This is a genomic window from Rhodococcus sp. KBS0724, from assembly GCF_005938745.2.
GTDB lineage: Bacteria > Actinomycetota > Actinomycetes > Mycobacteriales > Mycobacteriaceae > Rhodococcus_F.
The window spans coordinates 4,392,223-4,414,072 of record NZ_VCBX02000001.1 but is presented as its reverse complement, the minus strand read 5'-3'; the positions used below and the strand labels follow the sequence as shown (position 1 = coordinate 4,414,072).

The window sequence follows — 21,850 nt, the reverse complement described above, 5'->3', positions numbered from 1 at the left end:
CGGGTCGGTTCGTCGGATGACCTACCGGGCATTACTCTGCCTTTCATGCCTTATCTCGAACGCGACGGCGACGTATTCATCCTGTACCTCGGCAACGAGGGCGAAACGGACAACGAGAACCGTTTCACTCCTGACTGGATCCAGACTGTGCACAGCGCACTGGACGAGGTCGAAGCACACGAGGGGCCGGCTGCGCTGGTCACCACGGCGACAGGCAAGTTCTACACGAACGGTCTCGACACGACGTGGATCTTCGCCAATCTCGACGGCCTTCCGGGGTACCTCGACAAGGTGCACACGCTGTACACCCGCTTGCTGACCTTCCCGATGGCGACGGTTGCGGCGATCGGTGGCCACGCCTTCGGAGCGGGAGCGATGTTCGCGACGGCGCACGATTTCCAGATCATGCGCGCCGGCCGCGGCTTCTACTGCTTGCCCGAGGTTGGCCTGAACATGCCGTTCACCGTGGGCATGTCGGCCTTGCTGAACAGCAGACTTCCCAAGCAGACGGCCGTGGAGGCCATGACCACCGGGCGCCGGTTCGGTGGCGCCGACGCACTATCTGCCGGAATTGTCCAGGAAACCGTCGAGGGCGATTCGGTGCTCGCGACCGCCGTGGCCAAGGCCGCTGCGCTCACGCCAACGCACGGACCGAACCTGGCCGGAATCAAGGCCGGGATTCATCGCGACCTGTTGGTTGATCTTGGACGGGTGACTGACAAGAGCAACTTCTCGTTCGGGTGAGACAATGATTCGGTGAATCATGAAGTCGACGGCGTAGTCAGGTCTGTGGAGACCGATCTGATTGCGCTGTCGCACTCGATTCACGGTGATCCGGAGCTCGCATTCGAGGAATACCGCAGCAGCGCCAAGACCGCTGACCTGTTGGAGGAGCACGACTTCGCGATCACCCGCGGTCTGGTCGATCTGCCCACGGCGTTCGACGCGACGTACGGCAGCGGAGAACTCGTCATCGCGATCTGCGCCGAGTACGACGCCCTTCCGGACATCGGTCACGCGTGCGGACACAACATCATCGCTTCGGCGGCGGTAGGCGCCGGCATCGCCTTGGCGTCGGTGGCGGATCAACTCGGCATCACGGTTCGGGTGATCGGAACGCCCGCCGAGGAAACCGGTGGCGGCAAAGTGCTGATGCTCGAACGCGGCGCGTTCGACGGCGTCGGCGCTGCGATGATGGTTCACCCCGGCCCGATCGACATCATCGGTGCGACGTCGTTGGCCTTGGCGGATATCGCCGTCAGCTACCACGGCCGAGAGGCCCACGCGTCCGCGGCGCCGGAATTCGGGCTCAATGCCGCCGATGCGGCAACACTGGCTCAGGTGGCAGTGGGACTGTTGCGCCAGCACCTGCTCCCCGGTCAGCAGATTCACGGCATCGTCAGTGACGGCGGAACCGCCCCGAACATCGTGCCGGCGCGTTCGGAACTGTTGTACTACCTGCGGGCGGAGACCGCCGCGTCGCTGGCCAATCTGTCCGAGCGGGCCGATGCCTGTTTTGCCGCCGGCGCTCTGGGCACCGGCTGCACTCACGAGATCCGCACCGTGTCGCCTACCTACACCGAGCTGACTCCAGATCCGTGGCTTGCTGATGTGTACCGCGAACAGATCCTGGATCTGGGCCGGGTGCCGTTGGCACCGGAATGGGAGCGTTCCCGTCCGCTCGGGAGTACCGACATGGGTAATGTCACCAACGTGATTCCTGGAATTCATCCCGTTATCGGTTTGGATTCAGCTGGGGCAGTGACACATCAGCCGGAGTTCGCGGCGGCATGTGTCACGGAATCCGCTGATCGCGCTGTTGTCGACGGCGCAATAGCCTTGGCTCGCACTGCTGTCCGGGTAGCGTCCGATCCTTCGGAACGCGCCCGTCTGTTGGAAGGAGTAGATCGCCGGTGAACGCGGCAATCGATACTTGGATTCACGCGCATACCGACGATCTGGTCGCGTGGCGACGGCACATTCACGCCAACCCCGAACTGGCTCGCCACGAGTACGCGACAACGGAATTTGTCGCGACGCGGCTCACCGCGGCGGGACTCTCACCGAAGGTGCTTCCCGGCGGCACGGGTTTGACGTGTGACATCGGTCCGGACGGACCCCGCATCGCCCTGCGCGCCGACATGGACGCACTGCCGATGCAGGAGGCGACGGGCGCCACGTACTCGTCCACGGTCCCGGGTGTTTCCCATGCTTGTGGGCACGACGCGCACACCACGATCCTGTTGGGCGCGGGTCTGGCCTTGGCGTCGTTGCCGGAACTTCCCGTCGGAGTTCGGTTGATCTTCCAGCCGGCCGAAGAGGTGATGCCCGGCGGTGCGCTCGACGTCATCGCGGCCGGAGCGCTCGACGGTGTATCGAGAATCTTTGCTCTGCATTGTGATCCGCGCCTGGAAGCCGGCCAGGTCGGTATGCGACTCGGTGCGATCACGTCCGCAGCCGATACCGTCGAAGTGGTTCTGGACTCACCCGGTGGTCATACGTCGCGGCCTCACCTGACCACCGATCTTATTTACGCGCTCGGAACTGTTGTCACGGGTTTGCCGGGAATGCTCAGCCGTCGCATCGATCCGCGCACCGGAACCGTCATGGTGTGGGGTGCGGTCAGCGCCGGTCAGGCGCCTAATGCGATCCCGCAGACCGGCATGATGACAGGCACCGTCCGAACCGGCGATCACGAAACCTGGGAACTGCTCGAACCTCTCGTCGAGGAGATCGTGCACGGACTGCTTGCACCAACAGGTGTCCGCTATCAACTGAACTATCGCCGCGGTGTCCCGCCCGTCGTCAATGACGAGGTCTCGACGCGTATGTTCGAGGACGCCATCGCCAGCGTCGGGCAGGACGCCCTGGCAGACACACCACAATCCGGTGGTGGAGAAGACTTTTCGTGGTACCTCGAGACCGTACCTGGCGCAATGGCCAGGTTGGGCGTGTGGTCCGGCGAAGGTGAACAACTCGATATCCATCAACCCACATTCGATCTCGACGAGCGCGCGCTCGGTGTGGGTGTGAAGGTACTCACAAGCCTCGTTCTCGGTTAGTTCCGGTTCCCGTCGGGGGCACCGTTTTTCGTAAGGTTCGAGTGAAGGTACGGGCATGTCCATAGGTGTGGGAGTGCGGATCGGCACAGTGGTGTCGACGGCAGTGGTGGCGTCGAACGATCCAGGTTCGGCTGATCCGGTGGTGATCGTTCGGGACACGGTTCTCAATCAACGCAAGGACGGCACCACCGTGCTCGGCGGCGAGTCGGAGTTGGGCGGCGGCCGTGAGTTCACGGAGAGCTGGACGGGTTTCGTGGCCCGCGTCGGCGATCCGAGCGGTGTGGCCGGAACAGCTGATACCCGTTATCGCGCTGAAGATTTGGTGGCAACGTCGCTGCGCTGTCTGTTGCAGGAATGCGAGCCGCTGCCCGATCGTGGGGGCAAGGACGGCGGCGCACCTGACATCGTGGCGACGTACCCGTCACGCTGGGATTCTTCGACGGCGGCGATCCTGCGTGATTCGCTGGTCTACGCGGGCCTCGAACGTGTCACCCTGGTTTCCGACGCCGAAGCGGTGTCGGCGTGGTTCGAATCGGAAATCGCGGCCCTGGCCGGAACGCTCATCGGGATCTATCACGTCGACGACACCGGAGCCGCTGTCACCCTGGTGCGTTCGGGTGTTGCCGCCGGTCGCGCATTCGGATTTGCCGGCGACGGAAGCTCGCCGAGTTCACGGATCGCGACGGCGCTCGGCGCCTTCGGATGGATGCCGGAAAACCTCGACGCCGTTGTCGTGACCGGCGACGGTGACATGGCGGGCGACAAAGCGGCGATGACGGCCATTGCTGTAGGCGTCGCCGAAAAGCTCAATGTCCGTTGTGAACTCGGACCGGGGCCGGAACAGTCGGCAGCGCTCGGTGCGGCAATTCTTGCTGCCGGTTTCACGTCGACGTCGCACAAGATCGTGCCGATCGGACTGCCGCCGTCACACGACGTCACCGAAGTATTCGACAACGTCCCGCGGGTTGCCGCGTCGGCCGAGGCGGCACAGGTGGCCACTGCGGAGGCAGAAGGTACGTCGGTGGCGGAGACCGAGAGTGGCAAGTCCGGTTCTACGCGCATCGTGATCGCGGTAGCCGCCGTAGCGGCGATCATCGCGCTCGCGGTGCTGGCCTACTTCTTACTGCTGTAGTCGGTCGAATTGCGCCAGTCGGTCGAACTGCTTCAGTCGGTCAATCCGTTTCCGGGACCCACGTTCCGGCTGTTCCGCGTCCGCAGTTCCCGGACGTAGTCGGCCGGAGCGCCCGCGATCTCGGCGGCGTCGGCCATCACACCGATGTAGCGAGCGGACGGAAGGCCACCCTCGTAGGCGTCCATGACATACAGCCAGGCCAGAACCGCGCCATCAGAGGTGTCGACACGTACGCGGATCTTGCGGTGCAGTCCGAGTTCGGCCCCTTCCCAGCGGTCGAGGCTCACCTCGTCCTCTTCCGGCACGTCGTAGAGGACGACAAAAACGCTGGAATCCGGGTCCTCCACCACTGTGGCGAGGGCACCTTCCCAGCCGAGGTCTTCGCCACTGAAGGTCAGGCGCCAGCCACGCAACCATCCAGTTCCCGACATGGGGGAGTGTGGGCAGCGCAACAGCATCTGCTCGGGGTGCATGTTGGAACCGTACGCAGCATAAATCGACACGGGCGCAAGCCTAAACGGTGGTGTGAGGGTGACGCGAAGCGGACCACCGGACGCTAGTAATCTGGTACAAGCACTGCGCGACCTCGATCGCTGCAATAGCGTGACCAACGCGTGCTGTACCTGAGCTGTATGGACTGGCGGGAGACCCCTGCCGGTCGCCTGACGACATGGAGGACACATGACCCGGATCGTGATCATCGGCGGCGGACCTGCCGGATATGAGGCAGCGCTGGTTGCTGCCCAGCACGGCGCAACCGTCACCCTGGTCGATTCGGACGGCGTCGGCGGTGCGTGTGTCCTCTTCGACTGTGTGCCGTCGAAGACGTTCATCGCCTCGACCGGCATCCGCACCGACATGCGCCGCGCGTCCGATCTGGGAATTACGCTCGATCCCGAGCAGGCGTCTGTCTCGCTCCCCAAGATTCACTCCCGCGTGAAGGCACTCGCGTTGTCCCAGTCCTCGGACATTCGCGCTCGACTGCAGACGGTGGGCGTCGAGGTTCTCTCCGGTACCGCAGAGCTGACGGACCAGGAACTCGGATTGGCGACGCACCAGGTGCGAGCGACACTCGCCGATGGTGAACAGCGCACCATCGCAGCCGACGTCGTCCTCATCGCGACCGGCGCAAGCCCTCGCATCATCCCCGGCGCCGAGCCGGACGGTGAGCGCATCATGACGTGGCGTCAGCTCTACGACTTGGAAGAGCTGCCCTCGCACCTCGTTGTTGTCGGTTCCGGTGTGACCGGTGCCGAGTTCGTGTCCGCGTACACCGAGATGGGCGTCAAGGTGACGCTGGTGTCCAGCCGTGACCGTGTGCTCCCGGGTGAGGACGCCGACGCGGCACTCGTACTCGAAGACGCATTGGCCGAGCGCGGTGTGATCCTGGTCAAGCACGCGCGCGCTGATGCTGTCGAGCGCACCGAGGACGGAATCATCGTCAAGCTTTCCGACGGCCGCACCGTCGAGGGCAGCCATGCCCTCATGACCGTCGGCTCGGTTCCCAACACCGACGGACTCGGTCTCGAGAGGGTTGGCATCGAGCTCGACAAGGGCGGCTACCTGCGCGTCGACCGCGTCTCCCGCACGGCTGTCTCGGGTATTTACGCAGCTGGCGACTGCACCGGCCTGCTCCCGCTCGCATCCGTGGCCGCCATGCAGGGCCGTATCGCGATGTACCACGCACTCGGTGAAGGCGTGAGCCCCATCAAGTTGAAGACGGTGGCGTCGGCGGTATTCACACGTCCTGAGATCGCGACGGTGGGTGTGACGCAGGCTGCAATCGACAACGGTGAAGTTCCGGCCCGTACCGTCATGTTGCCGCTCAACACCAACCCGCGCGCCAAGATGTCCGGACTGCGTCGTGGCTTCGTGAAGATCTTCTGCCGTCCCGCAACCGGTGTGGTGATCGGCGGAGTTGTGGTCGCGCCCAACGGATCCGAGTTGATCCTGCCGCTCGCGATGGCCGTGCAGAACAACCTGAGCGTCAATGACCTCGCCCAGACCTTCTCCGTCTACCCGTCGCTGACCGGTTCGATCACCGAGGCGGCGCGTCAGCTCATGCGTCACGACGACCTCGACTGATTCTCCGTCATGTGGTTTCCCGAAATCTGAGAACTCGATTTCACATATTGGCGTGATGGTGGGATAGTCGTGGTATCGGTCGAATCATGGACCGGTACCACGGCGCTCTCCCCGCCCCGTAGACCCCTCGGCGGCTCAGGGTGTTTTTCCTCTGATCTTTCTTTTTGCGTGCCTGGGAGTTTCTATGAAACACGCCGCGCTGTCTGCTCGAATGGGTGGACTCCGTAGTTCTGCAATTCGTGACTTGCTCACCCTGACTGCTCGCCCTGATGTGATCAGTTTGGCCGGCGGCTTGCCGGATCCGAATTTCATTCCGCGAGAGCGTATTTCACAGGCGGCGACTGCCGCTCTCGGTGATGCGTCGTCCGTTCAATACGGTGAGACCTCGGGATTGCGGCATCTTCGTGAGGTGATTGCGGCCCGCGAATCCGTCAAGATCGGTCGCACACTCGAATCGACCGACGTGGTTGTCACGCACGGCTCCCAGCAGGGCCTGAGTTTGCTGGCTCAGGTGTTGCTCGACGCCGGTGACACCGTCGTCGTGGAGGATCCGGCGTATACCGGCGCCCTGCAGGTCTTTCGGACGGCGCAGGCATGCCTGGTCCCCGTCCCGGTCGACGCGGACGGCATGGATACCGGGGTGCTCGAAGAGAAACTTGCGGGCGGGCTGCGTCCGAAAGTTGTTCATACCGTGAGCAACTTTCACAACCCGCGCGGTTCTGTTCTCTCGCTCGAACGCCGCACGCATCTGGCGAAACTGGCAGATACGTACGGCTTCTGGATTCTCGAGGACGACCCGTACGGGGAACTGTACTTCGACGGGCCGCCGCCGATCCCGGTTGCAGCGTTGTCGGACAGGGTGATTCGGCTGTCCAGTGCGTCGAAGGTGCTGGCGCCCGCCTTGCGTGTGGGGTGGCTGCACGGTGACCGGCGCGTCTGCGAGGCCGTCGAATTGATCAAACAGGGTGCAGATCTGTGCGGGTCGTCACTCACTCAACAGATCGCGGCTGATTTGTTCTCGGACACTGCGTGGTTCGACGGTCATCTGGACATGTTGCGGACATCCTACGGTGGCCGTGCGAAGACGCTTGTCAGTGCGTTGGAGGCCGGTTTCGGCGACAGTGCACGATTCTCGCCAGTGCGGGGCGGCATGTTCTGTTGGATGGAGAGCGCTGATCCGGTTGATACTGCCGTGGTTCTCGACGTCGCAGTCAAGCACGGTGTTGCCTTTGTGCCCGGTGCGGCCTTCGGTGTCGACGCAGACCTGAGCCGATCAGCCCGTCTGTGCTTTGCGACGTATCCGGAAACCGTGCTGGAAGACGCCGCACAGAAACTGGGCGACGCCTTCCGGGATGCTTCCGCTCAGTCTCGGGGCTGAACTCCGCGCCACAGCACTTGTCATTGAGTGTGGGTGAACCGTTGAAACTGACTAATCGGACCAGTTGTAGGTCCGCTCGACGGCCTTGTTCCATTCCGCGTACAGGCGGGCGCGCTCGGATTCCTCCATGTCGGGCTCCCACGTCTTGCCAACTGCCCAGTTGCGGCGGATGTCGTCGGTATCCGACCAGTAGCCAACGGCCAAACCGGCAGCGTAGGCGGCGCCCAAGGCTGTCGTCTCGTTGACGACGGGACGGATGACCGGCACTCCGAGAATGTCGGACTGGAATTGCATCAGGGTCTCGTTGACAACCATGCCTCCGTCGACCTTCAGGGCGGAGAGTTCGACGCCGGAATCGGCGCGCATGGCGTCGATGACCTCGCGGGTTTGGTAGGCGGTGGCTTCGAGTGCTGCCCGGGCCAAGTGGCCTTTGTTCACGAAGCGGGTAAGGCCGACGATGACTCCCCGGGCGTCGGGACGCCAGCGCGGGGCGAACAGACCGGAGAAGGCGGGAACGATGTAGGCGCCGCCGTTGTCGTCGACGGTGGCGGCTAGTGCCTCGACGTCCTTGGCATTCTGAATGATCCCGAGGTTGTCACGCAGCCACTGGATCAGGGAGCCGGATACGGCAACAGAACCTTCCAGCGCATAGACGGCCGGGGCGTCGCCCAGTTTGTAGCAGAGCGTGGTCAGGAGGCCGTGCTTGCTGTGGACCGGAGTGGTGCCGGTGTTGAGCAGGAGAAAATTGCCGGTGCCGTAGGTGTTTTTTGCTTCACCCACCGACAGGCAGGCCTGACCGAAGGTGGCTGCCTGCTGGTCTCCGAGAATGCCTGCAACAGGAACGCCGGCCAGATTGCCCCGCGGACGACCTTTGCCGTAGATCTCGGAAGAACTGCGGATTTCCGGAAGCATCGACATCGGAATCCCGAAATCCGCGCAAATCGACTCGTCCCACTGCAAAGTCTCCAGATCCATCAGCATTGTGCGTGACGCATTGGTGACATCTGTCACGTGCTGCCCCTCGGTGAGGTGCCACAAAATCCAGGTGTCGATGGTGCCGAAGCACAATTCGCCGGCCTCTGCCTTGGCGCGCGCCCCGTCGACGTTGTCGAGAATCCACCGGACTTTCGGGCCCGAGAAATACGTCGACAGTGGCAGCCCGGTCTGGGCGCGGTACTTTTCGGGCCCGGCGTCTCCGCCGAGTTCCTGGCACAGCTGATCGGTGCGCGTGTCCTGCCAGACGATGGCGTTGTAGACGGGTTTTCCGGTCTTTCGCTCCCAGACCACCGTCGTCTCACGTTGATTCGTGATTCCGACGGCCGCGATATCGGCGCGGGTGATGTCGGCTTTGGCGAGTGCGCCCGCCACCACTTCGCGAGTGTTGATCCACAGCGCCACCGGGTCGTGTTCGACCCAACCGGCTTGCGGAAAGATCTGTTCGTGTTCCTTCTGGGCAACGCTGACAACAGCGCCGTCGTGGTCGAAGATCATGCATCGGCTCGACGTGGTGCCTTGGTCGATGGCGGCGATGTACTGGTTCACATGTCTCCTTGGTTCGTGCGCTGTCGCAGTCTGAGCATGAAGCTACTAGCCTGGATGCGAATTCGTCGTCGACTTACAGGAGATACGGGTTGAGTAAGCAGCAGGGTGTGCAGTTTCTCGGCCCACAGCAGCGAGAAGCTGCCTGGGAGCAGCTTCAGAGCGAGCAGTTCGACGTTATCGTCGTCGGTGGCGGCGTTGTCGGTGTCGGCACAGCGCTCGACGCGGCGACGCGTGGACTCAAAGTCGCGCTGGTCGAGGCTCGTGACTATGCGTCGGGTACGTCTTCTCGATCGTCGAAGATGTTCCACGGCGGTTTGCGCTATCTAGAGCAACTCGAATTCGGGCTGGTCCGTGAGGCATTGCGCGAACGTGAGCTCTCTCTGACGACGCTGGCACCGCACCTGGTCAAGCCCCTCAAATTTCTGTTCCCGTTGGCTCACCGTGTCTGGGAACGCCCGTACATGGCGGCTGGAATCTTCCTGTACGACCGGATGGGTGGGGCCAAATCGGTGCCCTCGCAGAAGCACCTCACACGGGCCGGGGCGTTGCGCATGTCGCCGAGTCTCAAGCGCAGCTCGCTGACCGGCGGAATCCAGTACTACGACACAGTCGTCGACGACGCCCGTCACACCATGACCGTTGCGCGGACTGCGGCGCACTACGGCGCTGTGGTGCGGACGTCGACGCAGGTTGTCGGCTTCCTCCGCGAAGCAGATCGGGTGTCGGGTGTACGTGTTCGTGACTGCGAAGACGGACGGACCGCTGAGGTCAAGGGACACGTCGTCATCAATGCGACGGGCGTGTGGACCGATGAGATTCAGGCACTGTCGCGTCAGCGTGGTCGGTTCCGGGTTCGGGCGTCGAAGGGCGTCCACATCGTTGTTCCTCGTGACCGCATCGTCAGTGAAGCGGCGATCATCCTGCGCACCGAAAAATCAGTGCTGTTCGTGATTCCGTGGGGCAACCACTGGATCATCGGAACGACGGATACCGATTGGAATCTCGACCTCGCGCATCCCGCCGCAACCAAAGCTGATATCGATTACATTCTCGGGCACGTAAATTCGGTGCTCGTGACGCCATTGACCCATGCCGACATCGACGGTGTGTATGCCGGCCTTCGTCCGCTGCTGGCCGGCGAGAGTGACGAGACGTCGAAGCTGTCCCGTGAGCATGCCGTTGCGCGAGTCGCACCTGGTCTTGTTGCCATTGCCGGCGGAAAGTACACGACGTATCGCGTTATGGCCGAGGATGCGGTTGACGTTGCATCCGAAGACATTCCGGCGCGAGTTGCCTCGTCGATCACCGAGAAGGTGCCGCTCGTGGGTGCCGACGGATATTTTGCGTTGGTCAACCAGACAATGCAGTTGGGTGAGACGTACGGCCTGCATCCGTATCGCGTCAAGCATCTCCTCGACCGGTATGGCTCCTTGATCACCGAAGTGTTGGAATTGGGTCGCGAGACACCGGAGTTGTTGCAGCCCATCACTGATGCGCCCGATTACCTTCAGGTCGAGGCAGTGTACGCCGCGGCGGCGGAAGGGGCGCTCCACCTCGACGACATCTTGGCGCGCCGCACGCGCATTGCGATCGAGTACCCGCACCGCGGCGTCAATTGTGCCCAGCAAGTGGCAGAACTTGTTGCCCCGGTATTGGGTTGGGACGCCGAAGCTGTCGATCGTGAGGTTGACACCTACCGTGCCCGGGTCAAGGCCGAAGTTGAATCGCAGGCTCAGCCCGACGATGAAGCAGCGGATGCGCTGCGGGCAGCGGCACCGGAATCGCGCGTGGAAATCCTCGAGCCTGTAGTGGAGGTCCAAGACCGGGTGTAGTCAGGCGGGCTCGACCACCATGGGCGCGATCGGGGCACCGGCAGAGTCGAACAGGGTGCGCCCGCACGAGTCGCAGTCGCCTTCATCGGGCTTCGATTCCGTGTTCGGCAGCTGCCACACATTCATTCCGCCGCACGGACAGTCGATGGTGTAGAGCAACTCGGGCGAAGGCCGGTCCAGTCCCCATGCCCGACTCGACGCCTTCGTGCGGCGCATGACCCCGATGCGGTACGTATCGTCCCCGGACCGTAGTTCGCCGAGCGCCAACCCGGCAGCGGCCCGGGCATCATCCACAGCGCGCAGAATCCCCGGCACGTGTTCACCCCCGCGCGAAGTCGGAACTGGCCGCATCTCTCACTGCCGACTCAACGGCGCCGACAACGGCGTGGACCCCCCGCTCGGCAGCTGCAAGAAAAACCGCAATATCGCGCACGGCTATCAGCATACGAATAACTATCTGGCCGCGACGCCACCCCGGTCGAGGTATGGCCAAATCCGATGAGTGGTTGGAATTTTCGGGCGATGCGAACCGCTCGTCAATCCCATATCCGCGCAAGCAGCCTAGGTCGATTCATCCGCCTGATCAAGTCCTTGTCACGGCGCGGATTCCTCACTGGCACAGCTGTACTCGACGAACTGGGAGTGCTGTCTGCATGTTCGAGCGAATCGAGGGATAGCTTCATATCGAGTCGGGGCGTCTACTCCCGCGTGCCCCAAGGGCTTAACCCAAAGCCTGGCGTGGCGTTGCGTTTGTTTTGCGGGCAACCATAAGAAATATCCAGACATATCCGACCGATTTGGCTGTGACTGTTGTCTCCGAACATAGTTTCGAATAAGATTGAGGAATGTTCGATCCGGGGGTGGGGATTTTCGGTAACTCGGCACAGCTGAGTGGTGCCGAAACCGATTGCGCCCTAATTGATCTGATGGCCGAGTTGCATGCGTGTGAGGCGATGCTGGTCGAGCGGAAGCTGGCGGTGGTGGCGGAATTCTTCACCCGCCGCAGCGCCGAGCATGTCGAGGGCGGAGCGTGGACGTCGTCGGCGCACGAGTTGGCCGAATCCGAGGTCGGCGCAGTGCTCACGATGGGGCGCGCTGCGGCCGGGAAGCTCATCGGGTTGGGGTTCGCTTTGAAGACGCGGTTGCATCGGACGCGGGCGGCGATGGCGCGCGGTGAACTCGACTTCTACCGGGTGTCGTTGATCGAGTCGGCGACCGCGAATGTCGGTGACGAGTTGATCGACGAGGTCGAACGGTTGCTCCTCGAGCAGGTGTTGGCCCCACCCGTGGACGGTGGGATCGGGTTGACGGGTCGCCGATTGACGGCGGCGATCGACCGGATCGTCGCCCGGATCGATCCGGAAGGACTGCGGGAGCGCCGACGACGCGCTGTGGCGGATCGGTTTGTCGGGGTCAGTGCCGCCGAAGACGGGATGGCCCGCATCCTGGGCAGTATCCCGGCGGAGCAAGCACGCGCGTTCGACGGGCGGTTGCGGGAGTTGGCGATGTCGGTCTGCCGCCATGATTCGCGAACGTACGAGCAGCGCCGCGCCGACGCGTTGGGGGTACTGGTGAGCGGTTCGACGGTGTTGGTGTGTGACTGCGGCCGTGATGATTGCCCGCAGGACCGCAGTGGCCTCGTTGTTGTGCGCCGACCACTCGTGCATGTGGTGATGTACGAAACCACTCTGCGGGCCGACGGTGACACCCCGGATGCGAACGAGCCCGCTCATCTGGACGGGTATGGGGTGATCAGCGCCGAGCATGCCCGTGACATCGCGAAAGACGCACAGGTCCGGGAAGTACGGGTACCGGAAACACCCGAGTCTGTGCCTGCATCGGCGTTTGTGTACCGTCCCGGCGCCGCCCTCGACACCTGGCTGCGGGTCCTCGCGGGGAGCTGCCAGTGGCCGCACTGCGATGTCCCGGCCTGGAACTGCGACCTCGACCACAACGATCCGTTCAACCACACTGATCCCACGAACGGCGGGCGGACGGTGGCGTCGAACCTGAGTGCGTTCTGCCGGAACCATCACCGACTCAAGCATTCCGGAGCCTGGCAGCTAGACCCGAACCCGGATCGCAGCATCACCCTGACCTCGCAGACCGGGCATCGCTACCGCACCCGAGCGGCCGGGCTACTCGCGGGACAACAGGAACCGCCGCCACCGGAAGGCGGCACCCGGCGACGGACACGGTTGGAGAACAAAGCTGCCCGCATCCGGGCCGAACGGAAACATCAACAAGCAAAGATTCGGCGTCGCACAGCGAAACAGTCGGATCGGAAACGCCGGCAGACTTTCCCGATCTCCACACCGCGAAAATGCCCGCCGCGAAGGCTCGTCGACTACGGCGACGACCCTCCGCCATTTTGAAGCCGAGTTCGACGAATATCAATACAGATAAACAATTGCGTTGTTACCGCCAGTGCAGGTGACAACCTTCTTACCGGTGCAACTCATCGAATAGCGGGTATTGGTGACAGGGCTGACAGCGCTGATCGACACTGTTGTATTTCGTTTGCCCTGACTGACGTACTGATACCGCACTTCTTCGGCGAACTCGCATGACGTGGCGTTGCTCCCAGTGGCCGAGTTCGGCAATTCGTTGTTCGAGAACACAGGTCCGCAGCGAGTTGCGTTTGCCGGGACGGCCGTACCTGACGTTGGCGCGGAAGTGGTGGTTCGAGGAGCTGCCGACGTTGCGGCAGATGAAGATGTTGTGGTGGACGGTGTTGTGCTGAGCTGAGTCGAGGACCGCGCGGATTGATTCGTGTCTGTGTCGAACAGTATCGGCCGCACCCAGACAAGCCCCACAACCACAACGATCGCAGCTATCCCGGCACCGAGAAGAACCCACACCCATGCCGGTGTTTGGGGTGGCTCTGGTTGAGCATTCTGCTGCGTTTCAGAATTTCGCTGGGACTGAGAATTTCGCTGTGGTTGGGAATCCCACGGATATGGCGGTTGTGGGGCGTTCATATCGGCAGGTTCTCCGGATCAGTCATGAGGGTGAATTGTCTGCGTTATGTATATCGGATCAGGGGGACACGGTAACTTTTGCCGGATGAGCGCAACGAAATTCTTCCGATCGGCATGGGCTGTGATTGCGTGAATCGATCGTGGGCTATCTGGGCTGGTCAATTCTTGTGTGGCTGGCCGTGCCGACTCTGATGTGCGTAATCCCGGCCGTAGTACCTCGTCGGTGGGTTGCCGTTACGGTCGCCGTACTTCTGGTGTTCGGAGCTTTCGGTGCCTTCTTTGCATCCCGACCGCACCTGGTTGCCTATGGCTTTTTCATTCCGATCGCGCTGGCTGCTTGCTTTGTCGCGGCGCTGCAGTGGGTGAGAACAGAACCCGAAATTAGTGAGTCAGCACGATCTTGAGGGCGACGATCAGCGTCGCGACTGCCGCGAGACCGAATGCAACGACATGGGTTGTTGTGCTTACTTTTTCACCGCGAAGGTGGCTGATGACATAGCTGGTCGACCCGATGCGCAAAACCAACAGGAATTCCGCAATCAATTGCGCCGTGCGAGGCTCGAGAATGTTGAACCAGGCGGTCGCCAGAATGACGATGGGAACCACGGCCGACGTCAGAATAGGCACAGAATCGCGGAGAGCTTCGATTCTTTCCGCGGTAGTGAGTTCTCGATCATTGCGGATGCTCTCGCCCACACCCTCAGCGAAGGTATGCGCGATATATGTAGACAGAGCGGTGCCGATGACGATGGCAACGCCGAGCGATTCCTGCGATTGGGTGACCGGAATCAGAGCGGCCAGAGCCAGGATATTGCCGTACACGTAAGCGGTGGTTCGGGCAGCGATGCGTTCTTGCCCGAGGTGGCGACCGCGGGTGGTGATCGGGCGATTGAGCAGGGTACGTAGGCTCCGCGGCATCGCTTGATTATGGCAGATCAGACATTTGGGCTGTAGTGCATCGGACTGTCTCGGCGCGTTGTGGGAGGCAGATTTCGGGCCGGTGTGTGAACGAGTGGGGCATCGGGAGTAGTCCTGCCCGTGGCTCGGTCCCAGCCTGCGCGAGCGCGTGGTTGATAGCGGTAGCGCCACGGGACAAGGTGGAAGACCGCGTTGACGGCCTTGCCCACGACCGTGTGAATCCGCGCGTCGCGCTCGCTCCACGAGTATCCGAGTAGGTCGCGCACCGGTTGGTCGTACATGCCGACAGTCAGCCACACAAAGCCTCGGGCAACGGGGATGCGTGCGAGACGCCAGATCGGCTCGGGTAGCCACGTCATGAATGGCGGCTTACCCAGGCCGGAGAGGTCGAGCACGTCACGCGTGGCCTTGTTGTCTTCGAGAACGTTGCGGCACATGTGATCCCAGTACTCTTGGAACGCCTCCCATGTTTCGGGGACGGGGCGCATGCTCATGCCGTAGAGGCGATACCACTGGATGTGTTCGGTGAACAACTGCCGTTTCTGTGCTTCGGTGAGGCCGCCGGAAAAGTTCTCCGCCGTCACGATTGTGCCCATGAAGAAGGTTGCGTGTGCCCAGTAGAAGGTGTCCGGGTCGAGGGCGTGGTAGCGGCGCCCCAGCTTGTCGACGCCCTTGATGGTGGTGTGGTAACCGCGTACCTGTTCAGCGGTTTCCTGGGCCCTGTCGCCGTCGAAGACAACTCCGGCGATGGGGTAGAGCGATCGGTACAGCCGTTCCCAGCGCTCGTCGAAGAACTGCGAATGCTCCTCGACGCCGGCCCCGAGTCCTGGATGCATGTTCTGCATCGAACCCGCCCACACGCCCTGAAGCATGCCTCGCCAATCGCCGAAATACTTCCAGGTCAAAGAATCGGGCCCGAGCGGTGTCGGTGTCGGCACGTCATCACTTTGACTACGCATGTTGTCAGATTAGGATCGACAACATCAGTAGTCAAGGCATCGGAGCTGGGCAGTGGGTATCGAGGAACGGCGTGCAGCGCGACGGGCATCGCTGTTCGATGTGGGCGTGACGCTACTCGGGGCAGTCGACGGTCCGGCCGTCAACGTGCGAGCAGTCTGCAAGGCCGCCGGGCTGACGGAACGGTATTTCTACGAGAGCTTCACCGACCGCGACCAGTACGTGGTGTCGGTTCACTCGTTTGTGGCGGAGCGTGCCCAAACCGCACTGGCAGCAGCAGTGGCGATGGAAACCGGTTCCGAAGCGATTGCCACCGCAGCGGTCGATACCTTCGTGAAGTTGATGGTCGACGATCCCGCGATGGGGCGAGTGCTGTTGATCGCTCCGCTCTCCGAACCGGTTCTCGGCGGCCGTGGAATCGAATCGATGCCGGCCTTCGTGGACCTTGTGTACGCGCAGCTCTCCGAAATCAGTGATCCGGTGGAGAAGCAGCTGACTGCTGTGGGCTTGGTGGGTGCGCTGTTCACCCTGTTCATCGGATACCTCGACGGCACAATCGACGTGAGCCGTGATCGTTTTGTCGCGCACTGCGTCCGCCTGCTGACAAAAGCTAATCGCGCGTAATCGGCTGGCAGGAGGGGCAGAAGAATATCTGTCGTTCGGTGAGCTGGTCGGGTCCGAGCAGCTCTTCGCGGATTCGGGTTCCGCAACGCCGACACGGTTTCCCGCGGCGGCCGTACACCCATGTCTGTCGCCCCGGGCGGGTATCGCCGGTGGTCACCCGAACGCGACGTGACTTGTTGGCACCGATAATGCGGTACGACAGGTCGACCACCGCCCCGAGATCGGTGACCAGGTCCGTCGGAGTTCGTGGATGAAGCCCACGGAGAAAACAGATTTCATTGCGATACACGTTGCCGAGTCCGGCAATGACCCGTTGGTCGAGCAGCGCCACCCCGATCGGCGCGGAGCCCGCAGCGCGCAGATTGTCCTCGGCAACAGTACTGTCCCAGTCCGGGCCGAGGAGATCCGGACCAAGATGTCCGACGACGGAGCCTTCCTGGTCGCGTTCGATTACTTCGGTGACGCCAAGCGAAAAACCTACGGCAACAGCATCTTCGGTGGCCAGAATGATGCGCGCCTGATGGGCGGGGCGATGCCACCGCTCACCCGGTGCGTAGATCTGCCAAGAGCCCTCCATCTTCAGATGGGTGTGAACGGAGGCGTCGCCGACGCGGATCAACAGGTGCTTTCCGCGACTGACAACGGAGTCGACACGTGCGCCGGTCAGGTCGACGGTGGCATATCGCGGGACGCGTACGTCGCAGGTGGTGAGTACCTTGCCGTCGAGTGCCGCGCGAAGCGCATTGGCGGTCTGCCAGACGGTATCGCCTTCGGGCATCAGTCAAGCGCCCTTCACGATCTCAACCTGAAACCGCGTGGGGTGGCGGCAAAGCCGGCTTCGACCAGGACCGGCGCAAAATTGTTGCCGTGGATGGTTTCTCCGTTCACCTTCTCGACGACGATCTTCTCGACGGACCTGTTCTTCACGATCTGAGCCAGAGACGTTGCTGCCGTGCGGAGTACGCCGGGGTCGTCGGTGAACGTGAGGATGGTTCGACCGCCGCGTTCGACATAGAGCACCAGCTCGCCTTCGACAAGAACGACAAGCGCGCCCGCTTTGCGGCCTGGTCTGTGACCAGGTGATTCTTCGGCGTTCGATGCAGGCCACGGGAGAGCCGCGCCGTACGGGTTGGCGGGGTCGCAGGCAGCAAGAGTGAGTGTGGCAGACGAGGTATGGCGACCCTCGATGGATTCCCCGAACGTACGCAGGCGATCCACGACGGCTGGTGTGGAGAACTGCGCACCCCCCAAGGTGTCGACGAAGTAGCCGCGCCTGGCCCGGCCGTTGTCCTCGAAAGTGCTGAGTACCTTGTAGATCAACGCAAATCCGCCGGGGACGTTCTCGCTGACCACGCTGCCACGCGTGACAACTCCGTAACGTTCGAGCAGGAGGTCCGCAGTCGCGTGTGCCCGCACCGTCGGATCGGGTTCGGCCGCCGGCAGCAGGAACCAGCGTCCGGCGGCGGTGGCCGGTCCGGTGCGCGCGGGCACCGCCGGACGCATCATTCGTCGATAGGGACGGGCCCGGGGAACACGCCTCGGCGCGCGGTGGCTGGTTGTGGTTCGAGTGGTATCGGACAGTAGGGCCCGAAGGGGAGCCAGAGTGTCGTTACCGATGTGTCCGAGCCACACCAATTCCCACAGTGCGGTCGTGAGCGCGCCGTCTTCCGGGTTGTCCAGCGCGTCGGCCAATTGACGGAAGAAGTAGGCGCCACCAGCGGTCAGGACGTCGAGGACTTGCCGCTGCAGGTCCGAGACATCGGTGTCGGCAGGTGGATTGAGGGTAGCCGGGGCAAGATCCGCCGGGTGCAGGACAACCCATCCGTCCTTGGCTGAGATGGCTCCGGACCCCGACCACAGGACTTCACCCGTCGACGTCAGTTCGTCGAGCATGGCCGGCGAGTAGTCGGGGATGCGACTCGGCAGGATCAGCGATTCGAGTGCCGACGCCGGAATAGGAACTCCGGCAAGCTGATCCACGACAGTCGCAACACCGTCGATGCCGCGGAGAGTGCCACCGACATGCTGCCAGCTGGGGAGGAAGCGGCCCAGCGTGGCGGTGCTGACCGGTTCCACATCCGCGCGGGCAGCAGCGAGTGAGCGACGACGCAATCGCCGGAGAACCTCGGCGTCGCACCATTCGCTCCCCGCTGATCCGGGCCGGAATTCACCCTCGAGTACTCGCTTCTCCAAGGCCAGACGGCCGAGAACGTCGCGCGCTACCGAAACGCCGATACCGAATCTGGCGGCCGCGTCGGCGAGCGTGAAAGGTCCGTGCGTGCGCGCATAGCGGCTCAACAAGTCCTCGAGCGGCTGATCCACGGGTTCTATGAATGCGGCGGGCACGCCGATGGGTAGGGGCACTCCGAGGCCGTCACGCAAGCGGGCGGAGTCTTCGATGGCTGTCCACCACTGTTGCCCGGCAAACGAAACATGAAGGGCGCGTTTGTCCGACACCAGCGTTTCGAGCCACGCGTGTGGGTCTTCGAGGGAACGCGCCGCTACCTCCTCCGTCGTGAGTGGGCCGAGCATGCGCAGTAGATCAGCAACACCTTCGAGGTCTTTTGCCTTGCGCTCCGGCACCAGCCGTTGCAGCTCACGCTCGGCTTGCTCGATGACACTGCCGTCGAGCAGCTCCCGCAATTCGACGCGGCCCAACAGTTCGGCGAGCAGTGTGGAGTCGAGAGAAAGTGCCGCTGCGCGTCTTTCGGCGAGCGGACTGTCGCCTTCGTACATGAAGGCGCCGACGTAGCTGAACAGCAGCGCACTCGCAAATGGCGACGGTGACGCCGTCTCGACATCGACGATGCGGATCTGACGTTTGGCGATCTTGCCGAGAAGTTCCATGAGCGCCGGAAGGTCGTAGACGTCCTGGAGGCATTCGCGCACAGTCTCGAGCAGGATCGGGAACGTCGGAAACTTGCGAGCCACGTCGAGGAGTTGGGCGCTGCGCTGACGCTGCTGCCACAGCGGTGCGCGCTTGCCGGGATTTCGGCGGGGCAGAAGCAGTGCGCGAGCGGCACATTCACGAAACCGTGAAGCAAACAGCGCGGACCCGCCGACTTCTTGGGTGACCAGGTCTTCGATGTCCTCGACGTCGAATGCAAAGAGTTCGGCGCCGGGTGGATCGTTCTCGGTGTCCGGGAGACGGATGATGATGCCGTCGTCGGAGGCGGTGGGGCTGGAATCCACGCCGTATCGTTCCTGCAGCCGTGCGCCGATGGCAAGCGCCCACGGAGCGTGCACCCGCTGGCCGTACGGGGAGTGCAGGACCAGGCGCCAGTCACCGAGTTCGTCGCGGAACCGCTCGACCACCAATGTGCGATCCGACGGTACCTGCCCGGTCGCGTTTTTCTGCTCGCCCACCAGTTGGATGAGGTTGGTGGTGGCGTTGTGATCGAGGCCGCCGATTCGGCAGCGTTCGACCACGTCGGCCTCGTTGCCGAGCGCGGTCTCGCGGACGAACTGGCCGAGAGCCTGGCCGAGTTCTGCCGGCCGTCCGAGACCGTCACCGTGCCAGAAGGGGAGGCGCCCCGGTTGTCCGTAGGCGGGGCTGACCAGAACACGATCGAAGGTGATTTCCTCGATGCGCCAACTGGTCGCGCCCAGGGCGAAGACGTCGCCGACGCGGGATTCGTAGACCATTTCCTCGTCGAGTTCGCCGACTCTCGAAGCACGCTCACCCACCATGTAGACGGTGAAGAGGCCGCGGTCGGGGATGGCGCCGCCGGAGGTGACGGCCAGACGCTGAGCCCCGGGACGCCCGGTGAGTGTGTTGGCTTCGCGATCCCAGACCAGGCGTGGACGCAGTTCGGCAAACTCGTCCGAGGGGTACCGGCCGGCCAGCAGATCGAGCGTGGATTCGTACGCGGAGCGGGGAAGTGTTGCAAACGAACCACTTCGGCGGACGGTGTCGAACCAGTCGTCGACGTCGATGGGTTCGAGTGCGGTGGCCGCCACCGTCTGCTGCGCCAGTATATCGAGCGGATTGGCAGGAACGGCCAGGGCTTCGATCTTGCCTTCGACCATGCGCTCGACGGTTACGGCGCAGTGAATGAGATCGGTTCGATGTTTCGGAAACACCACACCGCGGGATATCTCGCCGACCTGGTGCCCGGCCCGGCCGACGCGCTGGAGTCCACTCGCAACCGACGGCGGCGCCTCGACCTGGATAACCAGATCGACTGCGCCCATGTCGATTCCGAGTTCGAGGCTGCTGGTCGCGACGACGCACCGCAATCGCCCTGACTTGAGGTCGTCTTCGATGATGGCGCGCTGATCTTTGCTGACCGAACCGTGGTGAGCGCGTGCGAGGAGCGGTTCGGCACCGAAATTGACTTCGGTGGGTGTGCCGATCTGTGACGGTGGCTTCGGCATTTTGTCGACTGCAACACCGGTTCTCTCGGCGTGGATTTCGTTGAGCCGAGCCGTCAACCGCTCGGCGAGCCGCCGGGAGTTGGCGAACACGATGGACGAACGGTGTTCGAGGACAAGATCGACTATCTGCTCCTCGACGTGTGGCCAGATGGAACCTGCTTGGGGCGTCGGGGATTCGGAACCGTCAGCCGGTGTCGCGATGCCCAGTTCGGTCATGTCCTCGACGGGAACACGGACGGTGAGGTCGAAGGTCTTGGCGGCCGGCGGCGCAACGATCCTGATGGGCGCGGACCCCGAAAGGAATCGTCCCACTTCTTCGTGGGGGCGGACGGTCGCGGACAAACCGATGCGCTGAGCAGGGGACTCGAGTAGTGCGTCGAGACGCTCCAGCGACAGAGCAAGATGCGAGCCGCGTTTGGTTCCGGCTACGGCGTGGACCTCGTCGACGATGACGGTGTCGACGCCGGCCAGCGTCTCGCGGGCCGCGGAGGTGAGCATCAGGAACAGCGATTCCGGCGTCGTGATGAGGATGTCCGGCGGCCGTTTGATCAACGAGCGTCGATCGGCGGGGGAGGTGTCACCGGAGCGGACGCCGACGGTGATTTCGGGCGGCGTGAGACCGAGGCGTTTGGCGGTTTGGGTGATGCCGACCAACGGCGCGCGGAGATTGCGCTCGACATCCACCCCGAGTGCCTTGAGCGGTGAGATGTACAGCACCTTGGTGGTGCGGTGATTGTCGTCCCGCGCAGCCAACTGGTCGAGTGCCCACAGAAAAGCGGACAGTGTCTTGCCGGATCCGGTGGGCGCTACGACGAGGGTGTGCGCGCCGCTTGCTATGGATTCCCACGCGCCGAGTTGAGCCGGTGTTGGGGCGCTGAAGGCACCGTCGAACCATTCTCGTGTCGCGGGCGAGAACTTTTCGAGGACGTCGGTCACGTATCCATAGTGCACCTGCCTACCGA

At 63.0% G+C, this 21,850-nt stretch carries 17 protein-coding genes; 10 read left to right on the top strand and 7 right to left on the bottom strand.

The genetic code is table 11. The features are described from left to right. The first annotated feature begins 45 nt into the window (after positions 1-45). The 4 genes from FFI94_RS20370 to FFI94_RS20355 are packed head-to-tail and all read left to right on the top strand — an operon-like array spanning position 46 to position 4,194. The gene (locus tag FFI94_RS20370; protein WP_138869425.1) at positions 46-744 is read left to right on the top strand and encodes an enoyl-CoA hydratase/isomerase family protein; all 699 of its coding nucleotides are present in this window, start codon (positions 46-48) and stop codon (positions 742-744) included. 12 nt (positions 745-756) lie between these two features. After that, a complete protein-coding gene (locus FFI94_RS20365; protein WP_138869424.1) occupies positions 757-1,917 on the top strand; it encodes a M20 family metallopeptidase in 1,161 nt (386 codons plus the stop codon). Then, positions 1,914-3,062 carry a M20 family metallopeptidase gene (locus FFI94_RS20360; protein WP_138869423.1) on the top strand — a complete coding sequence of 383 codons (1,149 nt, stop codon included), beginning with the start codon at positions 1,914-1,916 and terminating at the stop codon, positions 3,060-3,062. The genes FFI94_RS20365 and FFI94_RS20360 overlap by 4 nt, the downstream gene beginning before the upstream one ends. A gap of 55 nt (positions 3,063-3,117) precedes the next feature. After that, positions 3,118-4,194: a hypothetical protein gene (locus FFI94_RS20355; RefSeq protein ID WP_185993266.1), complete on the top strand. Its 1,077-nt coding sequence runs from the start codon at positions 3,118-3,120 to the stop codon at positions 4,192-4,194. 32 nt (positions 4,195-4,226) lie between these two features. Here FFI94_RS20355 and FFI94_RS20350 read toward each other — a convergent pair whose 3' ends face one another. Further along, a complete protein-coding gene (locus FFI94_RS20350) occupies positions 4,227-4,697 on the bottom strand; it encodes a gamma-glutamylcyclotransferase (protein WP_138869422.1) in 471 nt (156 codons plus the stop codon). A gap of 178 nt (positions 4,698-4,875) precedes the next feature. Between FFI94_RS20350 and FFI94_RS20345 the strand changes: the two genes are divergently transcribed. Both FFI94_RS20345 and FFI94_RS20340 read left to right on the top strand, forming a co-directional pair. Continuing rightward, on the top strand, positions 4,876-6,279 hold the full coding sequence (locus FFI94_RS20345; RefSeq protein WP_138869421.1) for an NAD(P)H-quinone dehydrogenase: 1,404 nt from the start codon (positions 4,876-4,878) through the stop codon (positions 6,277-6,279). Positions 6,280-6,463: 184 nt separating this feature from the next. Then, positions 6,464-7,657, top strand: coding sequence for a PLP-dependent aminotransferase family protein (locus tag FFI94_RS20340; protein ID WP_138869420.1), 1,194 nt, complete (start codon positions 6,464-6,466; stop codon positions 7,655-7,657). Between the two features lie 51 nt (positions 7,658-7,708). Here FFI94_RS20340 and glpK read toward each other — a convergent pair whose 3' ends face one another. Further along, positions 7,709-9,199, bottom strand: a complete 1,491-nt coding sequence (gene glpK / locus FFI94_RS20335; RefSeq protein WP_138869419.1) for a glycerol kinase GlpK — start codon at positions 9,197-9,199, stop codon at positions 7,709-7,711. Positions 9,200-9,288: 89 nt separating this feature from the next. Here glpK and FFI94_RS20330 point away from each other — a divergent pair, with 89 nt between their 5' ends. Next, positions 9,289-11,031 (top strand): glycerol-3-phosphate dehydrogenase/oxidase, encoded by a 1,743-nt coding sequence (locus FFI94_RS20330; protein WP_138869418.1) that lies wholly within the window; start codon positions 9,289-9,291, stop codon positions 11,029-11,031. Here FFI94_RS20330 and FFI94_RS20325 read toward each other — a convergent pair whose 3' ends face one another. Continuing rightward, the gene (locus tag FFI94_RS20325; RefSeq protein ID WP_138869417.1) at positions 11,032-11,346 is read right to left on the bottom strand and encodes a hypothetical protein; all 315 of its coding nucleotides are present in this window, start codon (positions 11,344-11,346) and stop codon (positions 11,032-11,034) included. It lies immediately after the preceding gene. Positions 11,347-11,876: 530 nt separating this feature from the next. On the opposite strand from FFI94_RS20325, the gene FFI94_RS20315 reads away from it, so the two are divergent. Continuing rightward, positions 11,877-13,406 carry an HNH endonuclease signature motif containing protein gene (locus FFI94_RS20315; protein ID WP_138869415.1) on the top strand — a complete coding sequence of 510 codons (1,530 nt, stop codon included), beginning with the start codon at positions 11,877-11,879 and terminating at the stop codon, positions 13,404-13,406. A 196-nt stretch (positions 13,407-13,602) separates the two neighbouring features. Continuing rightward, positions 13,603-13,779: a hypothetical protein gene (locus FFI94_RS33785; RefSeq protein ID WP_185993265.1), complete on the top strand. Its 177-nt coding sequence runs from the start codon at positions 13,603-13,605 to the stop codon at positions 13,777-13,779. A 614-nt stretch (positions 13,780-14,393) separates the two neighbouring features. On the opposite strand, the gene FFI94_RS20305 is transcribed toward FFI94_RS33785, so the two are convergent. Continuing rightward, positions 14,394-14,930: a hypothetical protein gene (locus FFI94_RS20305; RefSeq protein ID WP_138869413.1), complete on the bottom strand. Its 537-nt coding sequence runs from the start codon at positions 14,928-14,930 to the stop codon at positions 14,394-14,396. Positions 14,931-14,947: 17 nt separating this feature from the next. Further along, positions 14,948-15,889, bottom strand: coding sequence for an oxygenase MpaB family protein (locus tag FFI94_RS20300; protein WP_138869412.1), 942 nt, complete (start codon positions 15,887-15,889; stop codon positions 14,948-14,950). Positions 15,890-15,941: 52 nt separating this feature from the next. Between FFI94_RS20300 and FFI94_RS20295 the strand changes: the two genes are divergently transcribed. Beyond that, complete coding sequence (locus FFI94_RS20295) at positions 15,942-16,511, top strand: TetR/AcrR family transcriptional regulator (protein ID WP_138869411.1); 570 nt, start codon at positions 15,942-15,944, stop codon at positions 16,509-16,511. On the opposite strand, the gene FFI94_RS20290 is transcribed toward FFI94_RS20295, so the two are convergent. Both FFI94_RS20290 and FFI94_RS20285 read right to left on the bottom strand, forming a co-directional pair. After that, complete coding sequence (locus tag FFI94_RS20290) at positions 16,498-17,289, bottom strand: DNA-formamidopyrimidine glycosylase family protein (RefSeq protein WP_138869410.1); 792 nt, start codon at positions 17,287-17,289, stop codon at positions 16,498-16,500. The genes FFI94_RS20295 and FFI94_RS20290 overlap by 14 nt on opposite strands. A gap of 14 nt (positions 17,290-17,303) precedes the next feature. Then, positions 17,304-21,824 carry an ATP-dependent helicase gene (locus tag FFI94_RS20285; protein WP_185993264.1) on the bottom strand — a complete coding sequence of 1,507 codons (4,521 nt, stop codon included), beginning with the start codon at positions 21,822-21,824 and terminating at the stop codon, positions 17,304-17,306. Positions 21,825-21,850 lie beyond the last annotated feature (26 nt).